Source organism: Kaistella sp. 97-N-M2 (assembly GCF_021513235.1).
Lineage (GTDB): Bacteria > Bacteroidota > Bacteroidia > Flavobacteriales > Weeksellaceae > Kaistella.
Genome location: NZ_CP090976.1, coordinates 590,502 through 612,699 on the forward strand (window position 1 = coordinate 590,502; position 22,198 = coordinate 612,699).

Below are 22,198 nucleotides of genomic sequence, written 5' to 3' on the forward strand. Positions count from 1 at the left end.
CCCCAAATAAAAACATTTTGGCTCCATCCAAAAATCTGACCTCATGAACAAGATCGCACGCTTTATCCTTTTCGATATTTTAAAAAACAAGATTGTCATTTTTTATACGGTTCTGCTTTTCATTATTTCCTGGTCGGTGCTCGGCCTCGAAAGCAATTACACGAAGGCCACGCTGAGCCTGCTAAATGTAGTTTTGCTCGTTGTTCCGCTGGTAAGCATTATTTTTTCAACGATTTACGTTTACAACAGCAATCAGTTCATCGAACTGCTTTTGAGTCAGCCCGTGCCGCGCGTGAAAGTTTGGTTTAATTTATTTCTGGGACTTTCCACGGCGTTGGTTTTCGCATTTTTAATCGGTTGCGGAATTCCGATTCTCCTCTACACCTCCCTGGCAACGGGATTTTCTTTGATTATTATCGGCGTTTTGCTCTCCGTTATTTTCACATCATTTGCGATGCTCTCTGCAATTTTAAGCCGCGACCGCGCCAAGGGCATTGGCATCTCCATTTTTATCTGGCTTTTTTTCAGCATTATTTATGATGGTATTCTTTTGATGCTGATGTTCCAGTTCGCCGATTATCCCATTGAAGGCGTGATGGCGACGCTGGCAGGTTTAAATCCTGTAGGTCTCGCGCGGATTTTCGTTTTGATGCAGCTGAACATTTCGGCCATGTTGGGTTACTCCGGTGCGGTTTTTAAAGAGGTCTTTGGTTCCGGCGGCGGCATGGGAATTTCAATGTTGATTCTGCTCATTTGGGCCACCATTCCTTTCGTTCTTTCTCTGATTAAATTCAACAAAAAAGACCTTTAACACATATGAATTGGGCTTTGATGATTTACTTTTTCTTTTTAAAGCTTTCTCGATCAAACTAAATCTAGCAGCTCAAATAAATTTTGATTGAGTTTTCTCATGCGCCCGACCTGGTGCTTTTGTGGGAATATTTCGCTTTAAATTTTTTCTGTACTTTTTGTCATCATATTTTAACGCAAATTTCTCGGAGATTTTTATAATTTAAATATTCGCAAAGGAGTTTTACTGCGCAAAGAATTTAATTCATTACGCATATTTAAATTTAAGACGAAAACGGCTTTCAAAATTATTTGAAAACCGTTCTTTTCTTTTGAACTGAAGTCTAAAATTTACAATCGGTCTTTCCGCACTTTCATGTGGACGAACATCCAGAAAATAGCGAAAAACATCAGGACGGCGCACAGCAGAAGCACTTCTTTCGCGAATGGAACCGCAATATATTTAATGGAAAAAATACCCATCAAACCCAGTACGAATTCATTAAGAAAAATTCCTAAAAGCAGCAGTTTAAGTCCCAATAAAAGTTTTTTGGTGATGGTGAAATAATTTGTAGCCAAAATCTGGTTGATTAAAAAAGTCGCGATGCACATGAGCAAAACCAAATGCAGATAAGCGATGACGACATTCCGGAAGCCGAAGGCAAACTGGTTGACCGCCGGAATTGTGGAACCCAGTTGCAGCGCGATTTTCACGGCGAACGCAAAACCTGCAAACATCAATACAAATCTTTGCATCGGAGACCATTTCAGCACCAAATTCGTCCAGGTTTTTTTGACAAAACCGTAAAGCATTACTGCTCCAACCGTTTGGGCAATCGTCGCCAAAACAATGGCTGCAAAAATATAAACCGGCATTTCCACCCACAAAACGGAAAGTCCGAAACCGATGAAGCAGCCTACAAACATCAACCAGAAAATAAGTTTATTTTTCTGCACAGAAATTTCGACACCGGCTTCTTTCAGGGAATACAGCAGCAATCCGATGCAGGAAAAAATAAAAAATCCGTTGTACTGAAAATGAAGGTAATAATATTCCGAGCCCAAATACATGTCCTGCGTTATATTATCGGACATTTTCATGTACCCCAAATTAAAAACACCGAGCGACGAAATGATGGCGAAGAAGAAACCTGCCAAAAACCAGATCTTCGAAAGGTCTTTAATTTGTCGGGAATCGCGCAGGAAAAAATAACCAAAAACAAAACTGCAGAGCAGCGCGACGGTCGAACCCACGATGGAGGCCCAAAAGTAGCCGCCGTAAATGAAGGTTCCAAGCATAAAAAAGGAAGCTGCGAGGTTGATGATGATCAGCGTCTCATACTTTTTCAGGCGCAGCGCGGGATTCACTTTGCTTAAATAATGCAGTATCAGGACATAAATCGCCGTGGTAATCCAGCCGTAAAAAGCAAAATGCGAATGCGCTTCCTGCAGATGCTTTTGATCTAAAAAAGGCAGCGCATACAGAATTTTGTAGCGCATGATGACGCCCAAAAGTGCGACGATAAAAAAATTGAAGACGGAGAATTTCAGCCAGAAACTGCGGTGCATTAGTAATAAATTTTATGATTAATTAACTCTAAATGTTGTTCCCGTTCCATTTTTTTTACGGTGCGGATCACGGTTTCGACGGCTAAACCTGTAGAATTTGCCATTTCTTTCCGCGTTACATCGATGAGTGTTTTTTCGTCGGCTTCCAGGCCTAAACCTCTTTTGTGAATTTTGAGATAATTCAGGATTCGTTCGTGGGGATTTAAATGGACGATGGATTTCAGCTTCATCGTTTTATCGTAGGCTTTCCGCGCAATTTCTTTCGTAAATTCGATGAGAACTTCGGGATGATCGATCATAAATTTCTGAAATAGTTCCTCGTTAAAACAGAACACTTTCGCCGTATCGCTCACGATAATCGCATTCGCGGGATAGCGTTCGCCCAGCAGAAACGGCGGTTCGCCCAGACACATATTTTCGCTTACGGTGCTGATTAAAAATTCTTTGCCTTCAGAATCGATATTGTAAATTTTGATCTCGCCTTCCAACAAATAATAGAGGTTGACTGCTATTTGATCCTCCCGAAAAAGGGTGTCTTTTTTCTTGAAACGCAGAAACGGAACTTTATTTTTCAATAAAATTTCTTTGGTGAACATATTTTAACTTTGTCTCAAATTTAACGAAAATTTATCATTGCGCATAGGATTGCAGTCATATAAAACCGTTTAAAAATCCTTAATTTTGGGGAAATTTAGAACTGAAATGCCAAATCTTTTTAATCCGCGGGACATTACGTGGCTCGCCTTCAACGAGCGGGTTTTGCAGGAAGCCATGGACGAAAATGTGCCGCTCAACCTGCGGATCCGTTTTCTCGGAATCTTTTCCAATAATCTGGACGAATTTTTCCGCGTTCGCGTAGCCGGTTTGAAGCGCGCCATGGATTTCAAAGACAAATACATCACGGAGTCTTTTTATCAGCCGCCCACCAAAATCCTGCAGAACATCAACGAAATCGTCATTAAACAGCAGCAGAATTTCGATCATACGTGGAAGAAAATTCAGGCGGAAATGGCCGATCAAAATGTCTTCATCCGCAATTCAAACAATCTGACAGAGAAACAGGAAGAATTTGTGCGCCGCTATTTCGACGAAACTGTGGAAAGTAATGTGATTCCTATTTTGCTTAATGAAAATTCTGCAATGCCTTATTTGAGGGACAAATCCCTCTATTTGGGCGTGGCGATGCGCAAAAAAAACAAACATCAGGAAAATAAATTTGCCATTATTGAGATCCCTTCGCGGGTGATCGGCCGTTTCATTCTGTTGCCCTCAGAAAACGAGGCACAAAAAAATGTGATGCTTTTGGAAGACGTTATCACCTTCAACTTACCGCATATTTTTTCTTATTTTGGCTATGATGAATTTAAGGCAAACTGCTTTAAAGTCACAAAAGATGCGGAGTTTGATCTGGATAACGACATTAAAACAACACTCGCCGAAAAGATTGAAAAAGGCATCAAATCCCGCCGAAAAGGAAAACCCACGCGTTTTGTTTTCGATAAAGAAATGGATAAATCGCTCGTCGAATTTCTCATCAGAAAACTGCATTTAACAAAGAAAGACAGCATCATTCCGGGTGGAAAAATTCATAATTTCCGCCATTTCATGGAATTTCCGGAGGTTTTTCAAGCGTATCACAAGCCGGAAGAAAGAACTTCCTTCGACCATCCGGAAATTGTTGGAAAACGCGTTACCGACGTCATACAAAAAACCGATATCTTACTTTCTTTTCCGTATCATCATTTTACGCCCGTCATCGATCTGCTGCGGGAATCTGCCATGGATCCGGACGTGAAATCCATTCAGATAACCGCCTATCGGTTGGCAAGCAATTCAAAAATAATCAATGCCTTAATTAATGCGGTGCGAAACGGAAAAGACGTAACCGTGATGCTGGAACTTCGCGCGAGGTTTGATGAAGAAAGCAATCTGGGCTGGAAAGAAATTCTGGAGCAGGAAGGCGTTAAAGTTCTCGTTGGGATTCCAAATAAAAAAGTGCACGCAAAACTTTGCGTCATTAAAAAAAGAGTTCACAACAAAACGCTTCAGTACGGTTTTGTAAGCACAGGAAACTTCAACGAAAAGACGGCGAAAATTTATGGCGACCATTTGCTGATGACGTCGGACAGAGGAATTATGGCCGACATCAACAAAATTTTTACGGTGTTGAAAAAGCCGAAAGCCGATATGATGCCCGCACTGAAATCCTGCAAAAATCTGCTGGTTTGTCCGCAATTTATGCGCGAAAAAATCATCAGCCATATCGATAAAGAAATCGACGAAGCCAAGGCCGGACGGAAAGCTTTGATGATCATCAAATCCAACTCGCTGAGCGACCGGACTTTAATTCAGAAAATTTACGACGCTGCAAAGGCGGGCGTAATAGTGAAACTGATTGTGCGCGGAATTTACTGTGCGGTGAACCAGAAAGAATTCAAACAGAAAATCACGGCCATCAGTATTGTTGACGAGTATCTGGAGCACGCCAGAGTGATGTATTTTTACAATAAAGGCAGCGAGGACACGTATATTTCTTCCGCCGACTGGATGACGCGAAACCTCGATTACCGCATTGAAGCGGCGGCCAAAATCACACAAAAAAGCCTTAAAAAAGAAATTAAAGATCTGCTCGAAATTCAGTTAAGCGATAATGTGAAAGCCCGGATTCTGGACAAAAAACTAAGAAATCATTACGTTTTGGGCGACATTCACCAGCCCGTCCGCTCCCAGATTGCGACGTATCATTATCTGAAGAATAAAACGCTGGTGCAGGAGCCGGCTAAAAGGTGAAAGAGCTCATCTGACCATAAAAAAATGAGGTCAGACATTTTTAATTGTTTCGTCGAATATAATCTGTTACCTTTGCAGCGCTTTTAGAAAAGGGAATTGTGTGCAAATCACAAACTGTCCCCGCAACTGTAAATCACGTATGTAAAACTGCAATACAACCACTGAGCAATCGGGAAGGAGCAGTTTTGTGAAAGTCAGGAGACCTTGCTGAAAGCCTTAACTTAAAAATCGCTTTCGGAGGAAAAGCCTGAATAATGAATCTAAAATACCCCATTTCGTCGGTTTTGCTGTTGTGTGTTTTCTGGAGTTTTTCTCAGGAAAAGGCCATCGACACAGTGTATATCTTCGACAACCAGTTGAAGAACTCCACAAAATTTCAAAAAGTCTCTACTTTAAAAGAAGACGATCTCTTAAAAAATACAACGAATCTTTCGGAAGTTCTGCGCTTTCAATCTTCCGTCTATATTAAGGAAAACGGGCGCGGTATGGTTTCTTCGCCGTCTTTTCGCGGCACAACCGCGCAGCAGACGGCTTTTGTGTGGAACGGCATCAACATCAATTCCGTCTTTTTGGGCCAGGGCGATGTAAACAATCTGAATCTTCTCGGTTACGATAATTTACAGATTAAATCCGGCGGCGGCAGCGTGCTTTACGGCAGCGGCGCCATTGGCGGCACAATCCATCTGAACAACGAACTATCATTCGATCAGGGTTTACAGGGAAGTTTATTTGGCGAATATGGATCGTACAACACGATTAATACTTTTCTGAAAACTTCTTACAGCAACGAAAAATTATCGGTAAAAGTCTCCGGAAACTTTGTAAAGAGCGACAATGATTACGAAGTTCCGGAAAAGAAATACCTCAACTTAAATGGGGAATACGACAACAGGACTTTCAATTTAGGTGCGGCCTACAAAATCGATGCGAAAAACACGGTTTCCTGGCAAACGCAACTCTACGACGGCATTCAGCACTACCCTATTTTTTCGGAGTACGCGACAAAGACAAAATATTTTTCTGATACTTTCCGCAGTTTAGCGGACTGGAATTTTAAAACAGCCAAAATTCAGAACAGCTTTAAACTGGCTTACCTGGAAGATGAGTTTCAGTATTTCGACAACACCGACAAACCGAAAAGCAGCGGTGGCACGGCCAAAACATACCTGGCAAAAAACGATTTCAATTATATTTTTAATAATGAATTTGCCTTCAATATTATTGGCGAGTATCAGCTGAATAAAGCCAAAGGCTACCGGTCCGGAATCAGTTCCGTGCAGCGAAGTGCAGGTTCGCTCGCAGGATTGGTGCGATGGAATCCCGCGCAGAAGTTGAATTTCGAAGCAGGCCTCAAAAAAGATTTCGTAGAAAATATCGATACCCCGCTTCTCTTTTCGTTTTCCGCCAGAGCGACGGTGAACTCCTGGTATGAAGTGATCTTAAATGCTTCGAAAAACTTTCGGTATCCCTCTTTCAACGATTTGTACTGGCAACCGGGCGGAAATTTATGTTTGAAACCAGAGACGTCGCATCAGGCGGAAATTGGGAATAATTTTAAATACGGCAGCTTCAAACTCAATGTTACGCCATACTACATCAACATTAAAAATATGATCCGCTGGCTGCCGAATGCAAATGGAATCTGGTCGCCCAGCAACACAAATGAAGTTGAATCTTACGGCGTGGAATCGCAGGTGAATTTTGCAAAGGATTTCGGAAAAAGCAAAACTAAATTTTCAGCAGGATATATTTTCACCCATTCAAAAAACAAGGAAACGAACCGCTTTTTAGCGTATGTTCCGCAGCATAAAATTTTCGGAAACGCAGTGTACGGGTACCAATTTATGGAGATTTTTGTACAGGGAATGTTCAACGGTTTGACGTATACCACCGATGACGAAAACCTGAAAGATTCAATCAAATCTTATTTTGTGGCCAACTCCGGAATAAACCTAACACTGGCAAAGCATTACAAAATCGGATTCAAAGTGAATAATATTTTTGATGAAATCTACGAAACCTCGGTCTATTATCCTTTGCCAAAAAGAAATTACAGCGCCAACCTTTTAATTAACTTTTAAAAATAAAAATATGAAATTTTCAAAAATTCTGGCTTCAGCATTTGCGCTGAGTTTACTCTTCAATGTTTCCTGCCGAAACGACGATCCAATCGTGGATGAAGTACCAAAAGGCGCCTACGAAAACGGCATTATCATCACCAATGAAGGCGGATTCAGCACGCCGACTTCTTCCGCAGAGTTCCTCTCGGCAGATTTGTCTCAGCAGGAAAGCAATATCTTCGGCAAAAACAACAATGGCGAAATTTTGGGCAACGTTTTTCAGTCCGTTGGCTTTAAAGACGATCTGGCGTATCTTGTCCTGAATGTGCCGAACAAAGTAGAAATTGTAAACCGCTACACCTTCAAAAAAACCGCGACGATAACCGCTAACCTGGAAACGCCGCGTTACATTACTTTTTCGGGCGGCAATACGTACATTACGAACAACAACTTCTTCGATGTTCGAAAAGTAAATGTTTACGACAAGAATAATGCTTTTGTGAAAAGCATCAATTTCGACCGGTACGCGGAGAAAATTACAACCTCGGGCAGCTACGTTTATGTGCAGACCGATGGTTCCACTTACGACACCGCGTATAACGAACTGCCCACGGGACACACCATTTCCCGAATCAATCCGGCGACGAATGAAGTGGATAAAGTGATCACTTTAAATGACGAACTGATCATTAAAGATATGATTTCGGACGCTAACTATGTTTATGTAATTACTTCTGATGCGACGAAATCTTACCTCTACAGGATTACGGCTTCGACGGGTGTTGCCGAACAGATTGATTTAGGCTCCGCTGCGGGTGCGCAAAAATTGGCGATGGATCAGAATAAACTATATTTCTTAACCTCCACCAAAAAAGTCTACGGCGTGGCGGGAACTACTGCCACCGAAATGTTTACGATTACTGCGAACAACATCTACGGTTTTAATGTGATCGACGGCAACACGTATATCGCAGATCCAACCTTTTCTACCGACAGCAAAGTGCGGATTTACGGACCTTCGGGCACGCTTCTGAAAACCCTTACCACGGGAATTGGTACAAACGGTTTCTATAAAAATTAGGAATATTTTCCAAGAGAAAAAGCCCTTTCAAATGTCATGTTTGAAAGGGCTTTTTATTTTTTTTTAATTTTTCGATGCTAAAACAAGTCCGAGGTCTTTCCCTTCTTTAATGACGAAATTTCTGGCTTCTGCTTTGTCATTGGCGATCTCGCCTTCCAGAATGGCTTCCTTTACTTTCTCTTTTAAAATTCCGATCTCGCGGCCGGGCTGCAAATTGAAAAGTTCCATAATTTCTTCGCCGGAAATGGGCGGCTGAAAATTCCGGACGTGATCTTTCTCTTCGACCTCTTTAATTTTCAGCGCCACTTCTTCAAAATTTCTTTTGAATTTGGCCTGCTTGGAGGAATTTTTCGTCGTAATATCGGCTTTGTTCAAAATAAATAAGTCTTCCAGATCTTCGCCGGCATCAAAGAGAAGACGTCGCAGAGCGGAATCTGAAGTGCCGTCATCGATCAGTGCGATGGGCCGGGAGGAAAGTTTAACGAGTTTCTGAACGTATTTCATATCGCTTCCGAGTGGAAGTTTCAGGCGGTGAAAAATGGTTTTCACCATTTTCGACCCTAAAAATTCGTGACCGTGGAACGTCCAGCCGCTTCCTTCTACAAATTTTTTCGTCGGTGCTTTTCCAACGTCGTGAAGAAGGGCTGCCCAACGAAGCCAAAGATTATCGGTGTTTTTGGAAATGTTATCCACTACTTCCAAAGTATGCCAAAAATTATCTTTGTGCGTTTGTCCTTCGATTTCTTCGATACCTTTTAAAGCAGTGAGTTCCGGCATAATAAGCTGCATGAGGCCGGTTTCTTCCAGAAGTTTCAATCCGAAAGAAGGTTTTTCCGAAAGCATAATTTTGTTAAATTCCACCATAATACGCTCCAGCGACACAATTTTTATGCGGTCGGCTTCCTCTTTTATCGCGTTAAGGGAATTTTCTTCAATTTTAAAATGTAAGGTGGCGGCAAACCGAATCGCGCGCATCATGCGTAAAGGATCATCGGAGTAGGTTTGGGACGGCTCCAGAGGCGTGCGCAGAATTCTTTGCTTAATATCTGAAACGCCGCCAAAAGGATCGATAAGATCTCCGAAATTTTCTTTATTTAAAGAAATTGCCAACGCGTTGATGGTAAAATCGCGGCGTTTTTGATCGTCCTCCAGCGTACCGGTTTCTACGGCGGGTTTTCTGGAATCTTCCGCGTAACTTTCTTTTCGGGCACCCACAAACTCGAGATCCAGACCTTCATGCTTGAACATCGCCGTACCGTAATTTTTGAAAACGGAAACCTTTAAATTCGGATTAATTTCCAGCGCGACAGCTTTGGCCAAATCGATGCCGTTTCCTTCCGTCACAAAATCGATATCGGTGGGAACTTTTCTTTTCATCAAAAGATCGCGCACATAACCGCCGACGATAAAGACGTTTTGGTTATTTTTTGCGGCAACTTCCGAAATACGTTTAAAAAGTTTGAGATTTCTATTTTGAGTGAGATTGATGTTCATAAAGTTTCGCCTGAATGTCTAAGTGCAAAGATAAAGCTTCTAAGACAATGCCGCGCAGCGATTTTGGAACGGACGCCTGTTTTTAAAAGAAAGGCTCAAAAAAACTCACAGGAACTGAGTTTTATAATCCCATATTCCCTAAAATGTGGTCTTTTCATCCTCTAAAAGCCAATCGTCGATCTCTACTTCCAGGCAATCTGTCTGCACCTGTAATGCCTCCATGAAGTCATCGGGAATATTGACCTCTTTGCTGTTTTCGAGATTCCATAATTCGTCAGACATCAATTCATATTCGGAATAAACTCTTTTAAACCGCGGACTATTTTTTTCTAACGCATCAATTTTTTTCTGTTGGGGTACAAATTTTCTATAGGGTCGTTGGGTAGTCATGATAAACGGGATTAATTCAATAATATTAATAGAAATACGCACTTCGATTGAAAAACAACTGCCTTACGCACATATTAATGAAAATATTATGTTAAACGCACCGGTTTGACAAATTAAATATAAGCATTAAAACAAAGCAAAATTTTTTTTAACAACATTTCTAATTGTTTAACATATAATTTTAAATTTGCACTTACTTACGATGAAAGAAATTTTACTTAAACAAAAACAGATTTTACTTTTTGCTTTCGCGGGGGCACTAAGCGCAGTGGTAGAAATTGGATCATTCAAGATCTTCAGTAGTCAGTTACCGCTTATTTTTTTTCAGGAAACCAATTATCATGGCATTCATTTTCCGTTAAGCAACATTTTTTCGACAAGTTTTGGCATCATCACCAATTATTTTCTCAGCATTTGGTTCGTTTTCGAAAGGGGCAAACATTCAAAAAAGAAGGAATTTACGTATTTCATGGGAGTTTCGTTCTTATCCACCCTCGTAAGTTTAAGTATTTTTCAAATTTTCTTCCGTTTTGTCTTCTTTAATCATATCGATGTGGGATTTTTTGTCTTTAGCCAGGAAATGCTGAGTAAGATTTCGGCCATCATTTTGGTTTCCGTCCTTAATTACACCGTAAAAAAGAAAGTCATTTTTAATGGATAAATTAGCAGGCTTCAACGCAACCTCTCAAAAAATTAAATGACAAAGATCCTCAACTATATTTGGCGCGGCTGGATGATTATCCTGGGAGCGGTGCTAACCATTGTGATGGGCATTCCGGTGCTTCTTTTTTCGATCCGAAAGGAACATTATAAATATGCGTATCAATTTATCAGATTATGGTGCATTGGAATGTTTTACGGAATGGGATTTCGCTACGAGCTGAAAAAGCTCACCGATAAAAAAGATTGACAAAAACACGCAATATGTTTTTATTTCGAACCACACCTCGATTATGGATGTCATGCTCCCATGTATCTTAATGCCTCATCATCCGCTGTGCTATGTGGGAAAAAAAGAACTGGTGAAAATACCCATTTTCGGAATTATATATAAAAGAATCTGCGTTATGGTGGACCGCAGTTCTGCCCGAAGCCGCGCGGACGTCTACCGCCGGTGTGAGGAAAGAATGGAAGAAGGGCAAAGTATTGTAATTTTTCCGGAAGGCGGCGTGCCCGACGATGAATCTGTAATTTTGGACGAATTTAAGGACGGAGCTTTTATTTTGGCAAAAAAGCACCACTCACCGCTTTTGGTTTTTACGTTTGTCGGTTTAAAAGAAATGTTTCCGTTTAATTATTCCAAAGGTCATCCGGGAAAAGTAAAGGTTTACCTTACTGATATTATGAAGCCTGAGGCGCCTCTGAATGATTTGAAAACCGCCGCCCACGCGGAAATAAAAAACATTTTGGAAAACCCCAATTGAGTAAATAATTAGTTATATTTGTTTTAAGAAATTATTAACATATGTCTACAAATTATTCAAAGCAAACCAACTGGGGCCAGTTTGTCCCCTTAGTGACTGTATTTTTCTTCTGGGGATTTGTTGCTGCCAGCAACGATATTTTAATTCCTGTCTTCAAAAAAGCGTTTGATCTTACCCAAAGTCAAAGTCAGTTGGTATCGGTTGCATTTTATGTGGCTTATACGGTGGGGTCCTTAATTTATATGTTTATCTCCAAAGCCATAAAGCAGGATCTGGTGAATAAAATAGGCTATAAAAACGGTTTAATTTTAGGACTTTTAATTTCAGCCTCCGGGACTTTGCTCTTTTATCCTGCAGCCAATCTGGGTTCCTTCCCGCTGATGATCACAGGCCTGTTTATTTTGGGTTTGGGCTTTTCCCTCCAACAAATTGTTGCAAACCCCTTGGCCATTGAAGTAGGACCAACAGAAACAGGTTCCCAACGGTTGACGATGGCCGGCGGAATTAACAACCTGGGCACCACCATTGGACCCTTAATTGTGGCCTTTGCTATTTTCGGTTCTGCTACAGCTTCAAATACCGAAGCGAGTATAGAGTCGGTAAAGATCCCTTATATGGTTTTGGGCGGCGCTTTTATTTTGGTTGCTATTTTACTTAAATTTTCTTCGCTTCCCCAAATAACACCTACAATTACCGAAGACACCACGGATGTGATTCCCGGCGAACACCGCGATTCCGCCTTGAAATATCCGCAGCTCGTTTTAGGAATGATCGCGATTTTCGTTTATGTGGGCGTTGAGGTTTCTACGGCGAGTAATTTACCTGCCTATATGGAAAAATCTTTAGGATTCTCCACCAAAGATATTGCACCCTATGTTTCCTTATACTGGGCCTCTTTAATGATTGGCCGTTGGACCGGCGCTGTTGATGCTTTTGATGTAAGTGCAGGTTCAAAAAAGATACTGAGATTTCTGGCACCTTATCTGGCCTTTGGCGTTTTCCTTTTGGTGAATGCTATTGCGAAACATGATTTGTCGCACTTCTACATTTATGGTTTAATTATTTTGGTAATGATTGCCTGCGATATTGCGAGCAAAGGCAATCCCGCAAGAATGTTGCTCATCTTTTCCAGCATGGGTATTTTAGCCCTAATTTTTGGCATGATGACCTCCGGGATGATTTCAGTGTATGCTTTCACGAGCGTGGGATTATTCTGCTCTACACTTTGGCCGTGTATTTTTGCATTGGCGATAAATGGTTTGGGAAAACATACCAACCAGGGTTCCGGTTATTTAATCATGATGATTATGGGTGGCGGAATAATTTCCTGGCTGCAGGGTACACTTGCTGATATGACGAACATTCACATCAGCTACGTAGTTGGTGTTCTGTGTTTTGCTTATCTGGTTTTTTACGCCATTAGAGTTACAGGAATTTTAAAAGCACAGGGAATTGATCTCGATAAAATTAAAAGCGAAGGTGGCCATTAAAAAAAATAAAATTTATATAAAAAAGAGATTTTGGGCGGGTATTTTACTTGCCCAATTTCTTTTGTTTTTTATCTGCTCCAGAATGGATGCAGCCGTTAAGCTTTTCGAGCAATTTTTTGAGTGGCAGAAAGCCTTACATCAAAAATTATTTTCCGTCCTTTCGTTTTCTGTCGGAGACGTTTTTTACATTTTAATAGGACTTCTCTTCCTAGTTTTTTTTATTAAAATTTTACGGAAGAAAACCCGTAACGCTTACCTCCGGAAGTTTTTAATGATGTTGAATTTGCTTTATTTGATCTACCAACTTTTCTGGGGAATGCTTTATTTTCAGACACCCCTCCGTGAAAAGCTGCCGAAAGGCGAAATTACCGTAGCGGAAACGAAGAGCCTAACGTTGAAATATCTGGACCTCTGCCGCGAAACCAGAAGTATGGCTGACGAAGATAAAAACGGTGTTTTTAAAGTTGATCATATCGCGGCCATCGAAGACCAAATTCTCCAAAATCAAAATAAACTGCCGGCATTCATTACATCCAAAAAAGGAACAAGCATTAAGATGTTTAAACCGAGCCTTTATAAAGGAGTGATGAGCTATTCCGGAATATTGGGATATTATAATCCCTTTACCGCCGAAGCCCAATACAATCCGGAACTTCCAGCGACTTATCTCCCGTTCACTTTGGCGCATGAGGGTATGCATCAGGTTGGCTTTGCACGGGAACAGGAAGCTAATTTTACCGCGTACTTAATTGGTAAGAGTTCCGAAAATACAGCATTGCGCTATAGCACGCAGTATTTTGTACTGAAGTCACTTTTAAATTCTTTAAACGAAAAAAATCCCGAATTTGTAGCGAAGGTTCTTCAAAATTACTCCGAAGGGATGAAAAGGGACCGACTGGCGGAAAAAAGATTTAAGAAAGAACACGAAGGACTTTTAGATATCGTGTTTGGTCTTACGAACGATTTATTTTTAAAAAGCAATCAACAGGAGGGCAGCATCACGTACTCCTACTTTGTAGATCTGTTGATTCGCTATGAAAGATTTGGCGACTAAACAAAAAAAGAATCGCATTTTGCAATACGATTCTAAACACAAATGATGAAAAAAAATTTATGCTTTCAGCAGAACTTACGTCCTCACTTAAAAGCGCTGTAAAGGTATGCTTATTTTTTCGATCTACAAACAAAATACTACAAAAATCTTGATCTTACGACTTTAATTATGATAATAATAAGAAAATAGGTATAAAATTAGGATATTATTAAACTTTTAAAGAAATTTTAAAGAATAATAAATTAAATTTTTATTAGCCTTATAACGCCCGGTTCCGAAAGGATTTTATTTGCAAAAAAAAGGATTTTCGACAAAAAAAACCCAAAAATTAATTTGGGTTTTTTAGTAGCGAAGACGGGAATTGAACCCGTGACCTCAGGGTTATGAATCCTGCGCTCTAACCGACTGAGCTACCTCGCCTTTTGAGTGGTGCAAAGATAGAAATATTTTGGAACGCGACAAAAATTAATTCAATTTTAAATAAGAAATTACATCGGCGGCATGATCGGGTTTGGCGATGATCTTATTATTAGCATCCAGCACAAAATAAGTTGGCGTTGCATGTACATTGTATTTATCCACATAGGAGCTGTACCAACCTTTCAGCTCCGAATCGTTAATCCAGGGCAGATTCTTCACTTTATTTTGGTAAGATGCTTTTTCGTTGTCTAAAGAAAGACCGATGACCTGAATATTTTTCGCTTTCATCGCACTGTACTTCTCCAGAATCGTAGGTAGTTCGGCTTCGCAATGTGAACAAGTTGAGGACCAAAAAATGATGACTTTCCGGTCGGAATTAACATCTGTTAAAGATTTCGCGGAGGTATTGGTGGCCTGTACAAAAACCTGGTTAGGGAATACCGCTCCGATCTCTGTATTTTTATTAGTAGCGATCGTCGAAGACAATCTTTCGTTAATGGTGCATTTAAGATTGCTTGCCTGCGTAAGATATTTGGTCTTTAAGTCCTTCATGTCGTACGTGTCGAAAATCTCAATCAATTCTGAAAGAACGGTTTGTCCGCGGGGTGTTTCTACATTCACCGCTTTCAGCAAAGCGTCAATATCTGCCGTTACGTTGGTGCTGGGACCAACATTAAGATAAGCAATTAAAACGGGTTTTAACAGCGACGAAGTTTCCAGCATATCGTTGGATTTTGTTAAAAAGTCGATGATATCTTCGTGCGTGAGCGGCTTTTTAGCGGCATTTTTTTCCAGAAATTTGGAGTAATTGGTGTTATAGTAGCTCACGAAGGGATATTTCGTAACATCGAGCGAACTGTTGGACAACCTGTTGATTTCGGTATCAAGTGCTTTCCCGAAATCGGTATTCGGTTTATAATAATCCTTCATTTGATTAAGGGCGGGCAGAATAAATTCTTTTTTTTGCTGAATATCCTGCAGATTGTTCATGGCGAAGTTACTGTCATCCAGATATTCAACATTCGTAATTTTTCCCTGCGCAACATCAAACTTTAATTTTACGTTTTTGTTTTCAGATATAAAATTCATCGAAATGTTATCTTCCGGAAAATAGAGTTTCATCATTCCCGTGTAAGGTTTAGCCACATTGATTTGCCAGGAATTTCCTTTTCTAACCTCTTTGCTTTCCAAAAGATCTTTGGAACCACTTAAGGTATATAGATATACCTCTTTCGGCGCAAATGAAGGCGGAGCTTCAATCTCTACTTTAAACTGTGCTGATACCGAATTTATCATCATCAAACTGATGATCCCTAAAATTTTCTTCATGATGTAAATATAAAAAAAACCCGCCAAATTCGGACGGGTTAAAACTTATTTTATAACTACTTAAACAGTAGTTTTTTCGTGTTTTCGGTTAAAATAAATAATAAAAATAAATGCGACCACAGCCAGGATATAGATATACATATCAATAGGTGAAGCCGGCGCTCCCGGACCCGTACCACCGCCACCGCCGCCGGGTGGAGGAGATGGCATATCTTCGGCCCGGAGCAATACGCCTATCATCAGAAAGGTAAAGAGCAAAATTTTATTTAGATGTCTCATAATTTGTGTTTTTAATATTATCTAATAATTTTGGAGCTAATTTTTTCACCTTTTTCAGAAACTGCGGTTACAATGTAAGCTGCATTAGCTTTTGCAAGATTTATTTCAAAATCCTGATTGGTTGAAACCTCTTTTTGCGATAACATTAGTTTTCCACTCATATCGTAAACCTTGATGTCCGATTTTTTCCATAAAGGATCGAAACGAACAACGAACTTATCGATGCTACCATTATAAACAACCATTGTACGCGAAGGTTTCGACGTTACATCGGTTCCTAAGACAAGCGATTTTCCGTAATACAAATTATACTGATCACCCGACACCGGAATTACCTGATTCTGCGCGATCTCAGAAATGGCTCCGTTTGCCGCTTTATAATAAAATCCGATTCCTGTGGACAAATTGTGAACACCATCTGCAATCAGGTCGGTATTTTCTCTTACTTCAAATTTTAAAAATTTTATGCTACTGCTGTATAAGGATAAAGGCAGGGCTTTTCCAAAGAAATCGTTTTCATTGGCTTCATTAATATACAACCAGTAAGAATTTGCATAATTCGGGTCGATTCCGCCATTAACACTTTCTTCGAAAGTTCCAAGGATATTATCGCTACCAAGAATAGACTGCACGGTGGGTTCCGAAGTTTGTCCTGTAGTAGCGGTTGGATAGACCGCAAAATAAGTTCTCGCAAGTTCTTCTCCGTTCTGGTCCAGGCCAATAACACCGAGCTGTTTTACAGTTCCGTTATTTTCACTTGCAAACCTTGCGGCGGTGACGGAATAGTTGGTAGCGGAGGCACGTGGCGTGTTTTTAAACCTTCGTAAATTATCAAAATTTAAAGTTTTGTTTCCATTCAGCTCCGCGTCGTTATTTCGCAATTTAATAACAAAGGTTTGCATCGGCTTGATAATTAAACCGACATCGCCTACCGGAACAGGTGCACCTGCGGTAAAATTAACAAACTGCGCCGCCACAGAATACGTTCCAACATTAGGCGCCGAAACAACCGTTCCCGGATCATAGCGGATTCCCTGGATAGACGAAATGGCATTATTGTCTGTTATGGTAGCCAACTCGGTAATTCCTATCAAGCTCAAATCTAAATTCGTGAAATAAGGATTTCCAAACTGGTATATGTTTTTTCCGAAGGTTGCCACAGACCACGGATTACTTGGATTAGCCGTGTAATCCCAGTTGTCCTGTAAGTAACTGTTGTACCTTTCGTTGTAAGAATTTGTGTTAGTTCCGCCCGGCCCGAAATTAATACCATTGGCGGCATTTCGCAACAGTTCCGTTGCTCCGTTTGCGTAGGGCCTTCCTTTCAAAGTATACACAGAACCATTGGGAGCGGGAGCGTTGGCCGGCATTGTTGCTGGGGGCGCACTGGTGTCCAGACCGAGGGATCCGAACATGTAATAAGTTGTATTTTTCGGGGTAACTGCGCTGACATTTAGATTATCGGATACCGCAGTTGCGTTCGTCCAGGTTAAAACCTCATTTTTCGAATATCTGACATTCGAAAAAGTTTTTCCCAGAGTTCCAATTGTCGAGGCGGTGCCGGAAAGGCTGGAGATTACTTTATTATAAAACGGCAGCGCGATCTGCTGGTAAGTCCCGTGTTTTTTGGTACGGTACTCCTTATCCACAATCCCGGAAATGTTTCCCTGGCTTAATCCCGTGATGTAAAGTTGACCATACGTTGATGAGGCAAAATTTGCAGGATTGTTTAACCGTAAAATAAAGTTTCCGCCGTCGGATTTACTGGCGCCCCCGGTTGTTAAAGTTTTGAAACTGTCGGAAGAGGTACCGACTACCATTACGTTGCCACGGATGTCGTACACTCCGTTACCTTTCGTCTCGACGCCACCACCGTTATAAACCAAGGCATTTTCCCCGACATAAAATATCGCATTGGGATCAATATGGCAAATAACATTTTGGGCGCCCACAGATAAACCCAGCGCGAGGAGCGCTACAGTTAGTAGATTTCTTTTCATCATTGTGTGTTTTGTGTTTTATGAAAATAGGACACACAAATATATTAATTTTTTTTATTCCGCGCCGGAATATCAAAATAATGCTAAAAATTTAAATTATCTTTATTTAAAATTATCTTCTTTTTTGCGGTAATATCGAACATATAATCTTCCAAAACTTTTTCTGTTGTCCCCCTCAATCCACGGGCACCAAGTCCTTTCTCCATCGTTTCATCCACGATTTTGTCGATAGCTTCATCGGTAAACTTCAGCGAAACGTCATCCATTTTAAATAGCTCCACAAACTGATTGATGATGGAGTTTTTCGGTTCCTTCATAATGCGAATCATGGTCTCTTTTGTAAGTTTTTCTAAGTAAGTAACAATTGGGAATCTCCCCAAAAGCTCCGGTATTAAGCCGAATTTGCGCAAATCAATAGCATTTATCTGCCTTAAAATATAATCTTCTTCTTCAATTTTATTCAGTTTATCCATGCTGAAACCGATGGCCTGCTTGTTCAAACGTCTTTCAATAATTTCTTTAATACCGTCGAACGCGCCACCCGCGATAAATAAGATATTCTGCGTATTCACCTGGATATATTTTTGATCCGGATGTTTTCTTCCACCCTGCGGCGGCACGTTTACAATGCTGCCTTCCAAAAGTTTTAACAAACCTTGCTGCACGCCCTCACCCGAAACATCGCGCGTAATGCTCGGATTGTCAGATTTTCTTGCAATTTTGTCGATTTCATCAATAAAGACGATTCCTTTCTCCGCTTTTTCTACGTCGTAATCTGCGACCATGAGAAGGCGCGACAAAATACTTTCTACATCTTCGCCCACATAACCGGCTTCTGTCAAAATGGTAGCATCAACAATACAGAAAGGCACATTTAATTCCTTTGCAATGGTTTTTGCGAGAAGTGTTTTACCGGTTCCGGTCTCGCCAATCATTATGATGTTGGATTTTTCGATCTCAACTTCACGGTTTTCATCTTTGGCGTGTAAAATTCTTTTATAATGATTATAAACCGCGATCGAGAGCTGCTTTTTTGCCTGATCCTGCCCGATAACATAGGTATCGAGAAACTTTTTGATCTCTTTTGGTTTTTTAAGATCCTGCATGCTTTCTGAGGGCGAAAATCCTGTGTCCTTATCACCTTCAACTACAATAGCGTGCGCCTGCTCAATGCAGTTTTCGCAGATAAAGCCATTGTTTCCGGAGATCAGCATCTGTACCTCAGTTCGTTTTCTTCCACAGAAAGAACATTGATTTGAATTCATATAGTAATAATAAGTTGCGTTATTTTAAAAAATTTGTCAAAGTTAAAAAACTCTGACAAAATTGTGTTTTTAGGAATTAAGGATTGCGCGCTGAATTTCTTGATATTCATCGTCTGAAAATTTCAAACGGACATTTTTAAAGTTCATGTCTTCCGTTTTCGTAATAGGAATGAGATGAATGTGCGCATGCGGAACTTCCAAACCAATAACTGCAACAGCAATCCGTTTATTAGGATAGGTTTTCTGCATTTTCTTTGCTACGGTTTGCGCAAAGCCCCAAAGATTTTTGAAATCGTCATTTTCCAGATCAAAAATAAGATCCGTCTCTACCTTCGGTATAACCAGAGTATGACCTTTCGCTAAAGGCATGGCATCCAGAAAAGCCAAATGATGACTGTCCTCGGCAATTTTATAAGCCGGAATTTCGTTTTTGATAATTTTTGTGAAAATGGAACTCATGATTTTCCTTTTTGAAAGTTGTTCATTAAATACCGAAAATTCTAAACTTCCCGGTACTTTTTAATGGGACAAAATTACAACTTTAAAAAAAAATGAGGTGTTAAGAAAGTCGTAAAACTTAGTGCTGATTAAAGCGTAATGTCTAAAATCTCGAAAGAAAGTTTGTTGCCGTTGGGCAGAACAATATCGGCCGTTTCCCCAATAACTTTACCTAACAATCCTTTCGCGATTGGCGTATTAATGGAGATTTTCCCGGCTTTCAGATCGCTTTCGTTATCGGGAACAAGCGTAAATTTCTGCTCCGCTTTGGTATCGTTATTTTTAAGTCTCACCGTGGTTAAGATGGATACTTTGGAGGTGTCCAAATTAGTCTCGTCAATCACCTTTCCGTCGGCAATTAAATTCTTAAGTTTCGAAATCCGCATTTCCAACATGCCCTGTGCTTCTTTGGCAGCGTCGTATTCTGCATTTTCAGAAAGGTCGCCTTTATCTCGTGCTTCAGCAATTTGCTGTGTAATTTTTGGTCTTTCTGTAGTTTCCAGTAACTCCAGTTCAGCTTTCATTTTGTCTAAACCATCTTTGGTGACATAACTTGCCATAATTTCTAATATTTAGCGTTAGTATAAAAAAATAATCCGACATTTGTGTCGGACAATGTTCTGCGTTGATCGTTTTACAAAGATATAAATTTATTTTAAATGAAAAGAAAGTTCTCGCTCTTATTTTGCGCAATATTACTCATTTTCAGTACCTTAAATCTTACTTCCTGCAACACCCGTGACGAAACGGTAAGCTGTTTTCCCAACGTTCCCATTAATGTTATTTTAAACCTGAATCTTCCCGCATATTACAATCTTCAAAATGTGAACGGCTGGATTTATGTGAATCAGCAGGAATCCGGAACGCGAGGATTAATTGTCGTAAGAACAACCAACGGTTTTAAAATTTACGACCGAAACGCACCGCATATTTGCCCTGATACCAATACTACTTTAATGGTGGAAGACAACATTAAGGTTGTTTGTCCGCAGGATGGCGCCGAATGGATTCTCATCACCGGCGAACCGACAAAAGTCGCCCAAATTGCACCGAAAACGTACCGTTACAATTTCGATTCGCCGTCGAACACCCTTTCTATTTTTGATTAATATCACAATATATTATTCCCTTAATTAACTTACTCTGAATGAAAGCCGTTATCCAGCGCGTGTCCGAAGCCGAGGTAAAAGTGGAAAATAAAGTCGTAGGTGCAATTACCCACGGCCTGCTTCTGCTGATTGGCATCGACGAAGAAGACGAAGAAGCAGATGCACTTTGGCTGGTACAGAAAATCCTGAATCTACGCATCTTTAGCGACCCTGAAGGCAAAATGAACCTTTCTGTTCAGGATCTGGAGGGAGAAATTCTTTGCATCAGCCAGTTTACATTAATTGCAGACTATAAGAAAGGAAACCGACCTTCTTTTATTAAAGCTGCAAAACCTGAAAAAGCGATTACTTTGTTTGAATTTTTTAAGACAGAAATCGCCAAAACGGCTCTCAAAATGGAAAGTGGAATTTTTGGTGCAGACATGCAAGTTTCCCTGGTAAATGATGGTCCCGTTACCATTGTAATGGATTCTAAAACAAAGCAATAGTTTTCCGCTGGCTCTCGAACCGTTGGAAAAAAAAGATTTTACGGCGACGTGAACAAATAAATAATTAAAAATGAGCGTTTTTTAGCGCTCATTTTTTATTTTTGACTATTAAATATAAAATTTTGAAAGACATAATTCTGCTTTTTGCAATTGCAACGCTGTGTTCCTGCACTAAAAAGGGCAATAATACTGGGGAGACCAAAGCGGGCACCGCATCCGAAATCGATTCTATCAACGCTGTACGAACTAAATACAATGACAGCATTACCGTACTTAATGCCAAAAACCACTTTCCGGATCTGAGCGGAAATCATCAGTTCACGCACAGTTCAATTTCAAATAAAGGAAACGTTACCTTCACAAATATCGGGCGAGACCGTTACACCGTTTCGGGCGGCGCAAAAGCAGGCAAAGATTATGTGGAAATTGAAGGCGAAATAAAAATGGTTTCGGAAGAATTTTTAAATTTTACAGGAAAAATCACTCAAAGCATTCAGGAGAATGACCGCGGTAAAATTGATGTCCGCACAAAAAAGACCAGTTTCGCAAAAAAAGGAAATGACAGGTTTTGGCGCCTTCAAAACAGGGTTAACTCGTCTGGTTTTACGGATAATATCGATATCTTCAAATAAAAATCGCAGAAATGCTGAACTGTCATTATTAAAAAAA

At 40.4% G+C, this 22,198-nt stretch carries 20 protein-coding genes, 1 tRNA gene, 1 pseudogene and 1 riboswitch; of the genes and pseudogenes, 11 read left to right on the forward strand and 11 right to left on the reverse strand.

The genetic code is table 11. The annotated features are described in order from the left end of the window. Window positions 1–43: 43 nt before the first annotated feature. On the forward strand, window positions 44–811 hold the full coding sequence (locus L0B70_RS02855) for an ABC transporter permease subunit (RefSeq protein ID WP_235142804.1): 768 nt from the start codon (window positions 44–46) through the stop codon (window positions 809–811). Window positions 812–1,140: 329 nt separating this feature from the next. On the opposite strand, the gene L0B70_RS02860 is transcribed toward L0B70_RS02855, so the two are convergent. Next, window positions 1,141–2,358, reverse strand: coding sequence for a hypothetical protein (locus L0B70_RS02860; RefSeq protein ID WP_235142805.1), 1,218 nt, complete (start codon window positions 2,356–2,358; stop codon window positions 1,141–1,143). Further along, window positions 2,358–2,954, reverse strand: a complete 597-nt coding sequence (locus tag L0B70_RS02865; protein ID WP_235142806.1) for a Crp/Fnr family transcriptional regulator — start codon at window positions 2,952–2,954, stop codon at window positions 2,358–2,360. Before L0B70_RS02865 ends, L0B70_RS02860 begins: the two co-directional genes overlap by 1 nt. Before the next feature lie 106 nt (window positions 2,955–3,060). On the opposite strand from L0B70_RS02865, the gene ppk1 reads away from it, so the two are divergent. From ppk1 to L0B70_RS02880, 3 genes are all read left to right on the forward strand, one after another. Continuing rightward, window positions 3,061–5,148: a polyphosphate kinase 1 gene (gene ppk1, locus L0B70_RS02870; protein WP_235142807.1), complete on the forward strand. Its 2,088-nt coding sequence runs from the start codon at window positions 3,061–3,063 to the stop codon at window positions 5,146–5,148. A 56-nt stretch (window positions 5,149–5,204) separates the two neighbouring features. After that, window positions 5,205–5,374: riboswitch (cobalamin riboswitch) on the forward strand. A gap of 28 nt (window positions 5,375–5,402) precedes the next feature. Then, the gene (locus L0B70_RS02875) at window positions 5,403–7,229 is read left to right on the forward strand and encodes a TonB-dependent siderophore receptor (protein ID WP_235142808.1); all 1,827 of its coding nucleotides are present in this window, start codon (window positions 5,403–5,405) and stop codon (window positions 7,227–7,229) included. Window positions 7,230–7,239: 10 nt separating this feature from the next. Continuing rightward, a complete protein-coding gene (locus L0B70_RS02880; protein ID WP_235142809.1) occupies window positions 7,240–8,289 on the forward strand; it encodes a hypothetical protein in 1,050 nt (349 codons plus the stop codon). Window positions 8,290–8,352: 63 nt separating this feature from the next. Here L0B70_RS02880 and L0B70_RS02885 read toward each other — a convergent pair whose 3' ends face one another. Together L0B70_RS02885 and L0B70_RS02890 are read right to left on the reverse strand one after the other, a co-directional pair. Next, on the reverse strand, window positions 8,353–9,783 hold the full coding sequence (locus L0B70_RS02885) for a CCA tRNA nucleotidyltransferase (RefSeq protein WP_235142810.1): 1,431 nt from the start codon (window positions 9,781–9,783) through the stop codon (window positions 8,353–8,355). A 138-nt stretch (window positions 9,784–9,921) separates the two neighbouring features. Further along, on the reverse strand, window positions 9,922–10,065 hold the full coding sequence (locus tag L0B70_RS02890) for a hypothetical protein (protein WP_235142811.1): 144 nt from the start codon (window positions 10,063–10,065) through the stop codon (window positions 9,922–9,924). 310 nt (window positions 10,066–10,375) lie between these two features. Between L0B70_RS02890 and L0B70_RS02895 the strand changes: the two genes are divergently transcribed. The 4 genes and pseudogenes from L0B70_RS02895 (at window position 10,376) to L0B70_RS02910 (ending at window position 14,141) form a co-directional block, all read left to right on the forward strand. Beyond that, window positions 10,376–10,834 (forward strand): GtrA family protein, encoded by a 459-nt coding sequence (locus L0B70_RS02895; protein WP_235142812.1) that lies wholly within the window; start codon window positions 10,376–10,378, stop codon window positions 10,832–10,834. 36 nt (window positions 10,835–10,870) lie between these two features. After that, a pseudogene (locus L0B70_RS02900) lies at window positions 10,871–11,597 on the forward strand (lysophospholipid acyltransferase family protein). A gap of 41 nt (window positions 11,598–11,638) precedes the next feature. Further along, complete coding sequence (locus L0B70_RS02905; RefSeq protein WP_235142813.1) at window positions 11,639–13,087, forward strand: MFS transporter; 1,449 nt, start codon at window positions 11,639–11,641, stop codon at window positions 13,085–13,087. 82 nt (window positions 13,088–13,169) lie between these two features. Beyond that, window positions 13,170–14,141, forward strand: coding sequence for a DUF3810 domain-containing protein (locus tag L0B70_RS02910; protein ID WP_235142814.1), 972 nt, complete (start codon window positions 13,170–13,172; stop codon window positions 14,139–14,141). A gap of 346 nt (window positions 14,142–14,487) precedes the next feature. Here the strand turns inward: L0B70_RS02910 and L0B70_RS02915 are convergent. The 7 genes from L0B70_RS02915 to greA form a co-directional block, all read right to left on the reverse strand. Then, a tRNA-Met gene (locus tag L0B70_RS02915) sits at window positions 14,488–14,561 on the reverse strand. Window positions 14,562–14,606: 45 nt separating this feature from the next. Next, window positions 14,607–15,890, reverse strand: coding sequence for a TlpA disulfide reductase family protein (locus tag L0B70_RS02920; RefSeq protein WP_235142815.1), 1,284 nt, complete (start codon window positions 15,888–15,890; stop codon window positions 14,607–14,609). A 60-nt stretch (window positions 15,891–15,950) separates the two neighbouring features. After that, a complete protein-coding gene (locus L0B70_RS02925) occupies window positions 15,951–16,169 on the reverse strand; it encodes a signal peptidase (RefSeq protein WP_235142816.1) in 219 nt (72 codons plus the stop codon). A 17-nt stretch (window positions 16,170–16,186) separates the two neighbouring features. Continuing rightward, a complete protein-coding gene (locus L0B70_RS02930) occupies window positions 16,187–18,172 on the reverse strand; it encodes a T9SS type A sorting domain-containing protein (protein ID WP_235142817.1) in 1,986 nt (661 codons plus the stop codon). An 80-nt stretch (window positions 18,173–18,252) separates the two neighbouring features. Next, window positions 18,253–19,434, reverse strand: coding sequence for an ATP-dependent Clp protease ATP-binding subunit ClpX (gene clpX, locus L0B70_RS02935; RefSeq protein WP_235142818.1), 1,182 nt, complete (start codon window positions 19,432–19,434; stop codon window positions 18,253–18,255). A gap of 69 nt (window positions 19,435–19,503) precedes the next feature. After that, window positions 19,504–19,893 (reverse strand): HIT family protein, encoded by a 390-nt coding sequence (locus L0B70_RS02940; protein ID WP_235142819.1) that lies wholly within the window; start codon window positions 19,891–19,893, stop codon window positions 19,504–19,506. 128 nt (window positions 19,894–20,021) lie between these two features. After that, on the reverse strand, window positions 20,022–20,492 hold the full coding sequence (gene greA / locus L0B70_RS02945; protein WP_235142820.1) for a transcription elongation factor GreA: 471 nt from the start codon (window positions 20,490–20,492) through the stop codon (window positions 20,022–20,024). Window positions 20,493–20,591: 99 nt separating this feature from the next. Between greA and L0B70_RS02950 the strand changes: the two genes are divergently transcribed. The 3 genes from L0B70_RS02950 (at window position 20,592) to L0B70_RS02960 (ending at window position 22,161) form a co-directional block, all read left to right on the forward strand. Further along, window positions 20,592–21,041, forward strand: a complete 450-nt coding sequence (locus L0B70_RS02950; RefSeq protein ID WP_235142821.1) for a hypothetical protein — start codon at window positions 20,592–20,594, stop codon at window positions 21,039–21,041. Window positions 21,042–21,079: 38 nt separating this feature from the next. Then, the gene (gene dtd / locus L0B70_RS02955) at window positions 21,080–21,529 is read left to right on the forward strand and encodes a D-aminoacyl-tRNA deacylase (RefSeq protein WP_235142822.1); all 450 of its coding nucleotides are present in this window, start codon (window positions 21,080–21,082) and stop codon (window positions 21,527–21,529) included. A 122-nt stretch (window positions 21,530–21,651) separates the two neighbouring features. Then, window positions 21,652–22,161, forward strand: a complete 510-nt coding sequence (locus tag L0B70_RS02960) for a hypothetical protein (protein WP_235142823.1) — start codon at window positions 21,652–21,654, stop codon at window positions 22,159–22,161. Window positions 22,162–22,198 lie beyond the last annotated feature (37 nt).

Excerpts from the sequence above, each read along its gene's own strand:
- L0B70_RS02875 (WP_235142808.1), top strand. The coding sequence starts at position 5,403 with ATGAATCTAAAATACCCCATTTCGTCGGTTTTGCTGTTGTGTGTTTTC.
- L0B70_RS02855 (WP_235142804.1), top strand. The coding sequence starts at position 44 with ATGAACAAGATCGCACGCTTTATCCTTTTCGATATTTTAAAAAACAAG.
- L0B70_RS02905 (WP_235142813.1), top strand. The coding sequence starts at position 11,639 with ATGTCTACAAATTATTCAAAGCAAACCAACTGGGGCCAGTTTGTCCCC.
- L0B70_RS02920 (WP_235142815.1), bottom strand. The coding sequence starts at position 15,890 with ATGAAGAAAATTTTAGGGATCATCAGTTTGATGATGATAAATTCGGTA.
- L0B70_RS02880 (WP_235142809.1), top strand. The coding sequence starts at position 7,240 with ATGAAATTTTCAAAAATTCTGGCTTCAGCATTTGCGCTGAGTTTACTC.
- clpX (WP_235142818.1), bottom strand. The coding sequence starts at position 19,434 with ATGAATTCAAATCAATGTTCTTTCTGTGGAAGAAAACGAACTGAGGTA.
- greA (WP_235142820.1), bottom strand. The coding sequence starts at position 20,492 with ATGGCAAGTTATGTCACCAAAGATGGTTTAGACAAAATGAAAGCTGAA.
- L0B70_RS02950 (WP_235142821.1), top strand. The coding sequence starts at position 20,592 with ATGAAAAGAAAGTTCTCGCTCTTATTTTGCGCAATATTACTCATTTTC.
- L0B70_RS02925 (WP_235142816.1), bottom strand. The coding sequence starts at position 16,169 with ATGAGACATCTAAATAAAATTTTGCTCTTTACCTTTCTGATGATAGGC.
- L0B70_RS02930 (WP_235142817.1), bottom strand. The coding sequence starts at position 18,172 with ATGATGAAAAGAAATCTACTAACTGTAGCGCTCCTCGCGCTGGGTTTA.
- ppk1 (WP_235142807.1), top strand. The coding sequence starts at position 3,061 with ATGCCAAATCTTTTTAATCCGCGGGACATTACGTGGCTCGCCTTCAAC.
- L0B70_RS02910 (WP_235142814.1), top strand. The coding sequence starts at position 13,170 with ATGGATGCAGCCGTTAAGCTTTTCGAGCAATTTTTTGAGTGGCAGAAA.
- dtd (WP_235142822.1), top strand. The coding sequence starts at position 21,080 with ATGAAAGCCGTTATCCAGCGCGTGTCCGAAGCCGAGGTAAAAGTGGAA.
- L0B70_RS02865 (WP_235142806.1), bottom strand. The coding sequence starts at position 2,954 with ATGTTCACCAAAGAAATTTTATTGAAAAATAAAGTTCCGTTTCTGCGT.
- L0B70_RS02860 (WP_235142805.1), bottom strand. The coding sequence starts at position 2,358 with ATGCACCGCAGTTTCTGGCTGAAATTCTCCGTCTTCAATTTTTTTATC.
- L0B70_RS02890 (WP_235142811.1), bottom strand. The coding sequence starts at position 10,065 with ATGTCTGACGAATTATGGAATCTCGAAAACAGCAAAGAGGTCAATATT.
- L0B70_RS02940 (WP_235142819.1), bottom strand. The coding sequence starts at position 19,893 with ATGAGTTCCATTTTCACAAAAATTATCAAAAACGAAATTCCGGCTTAT.
- L0B70_RS02895 (WP_235142812.1), top strand. The coding sequence starts at position 10,376 with ATGAAAGAAATTTTACTTAAACAAAAACAGATTTTACTTTTTGCTTTC.
- L0B70_RS02885 (WP_235142810.1), bottom strand. The coding sequence starts at position 9,783 with ATGAACATCAATCTCACTCAAAATAGAAATCTCAAACTTTTTAAACGT.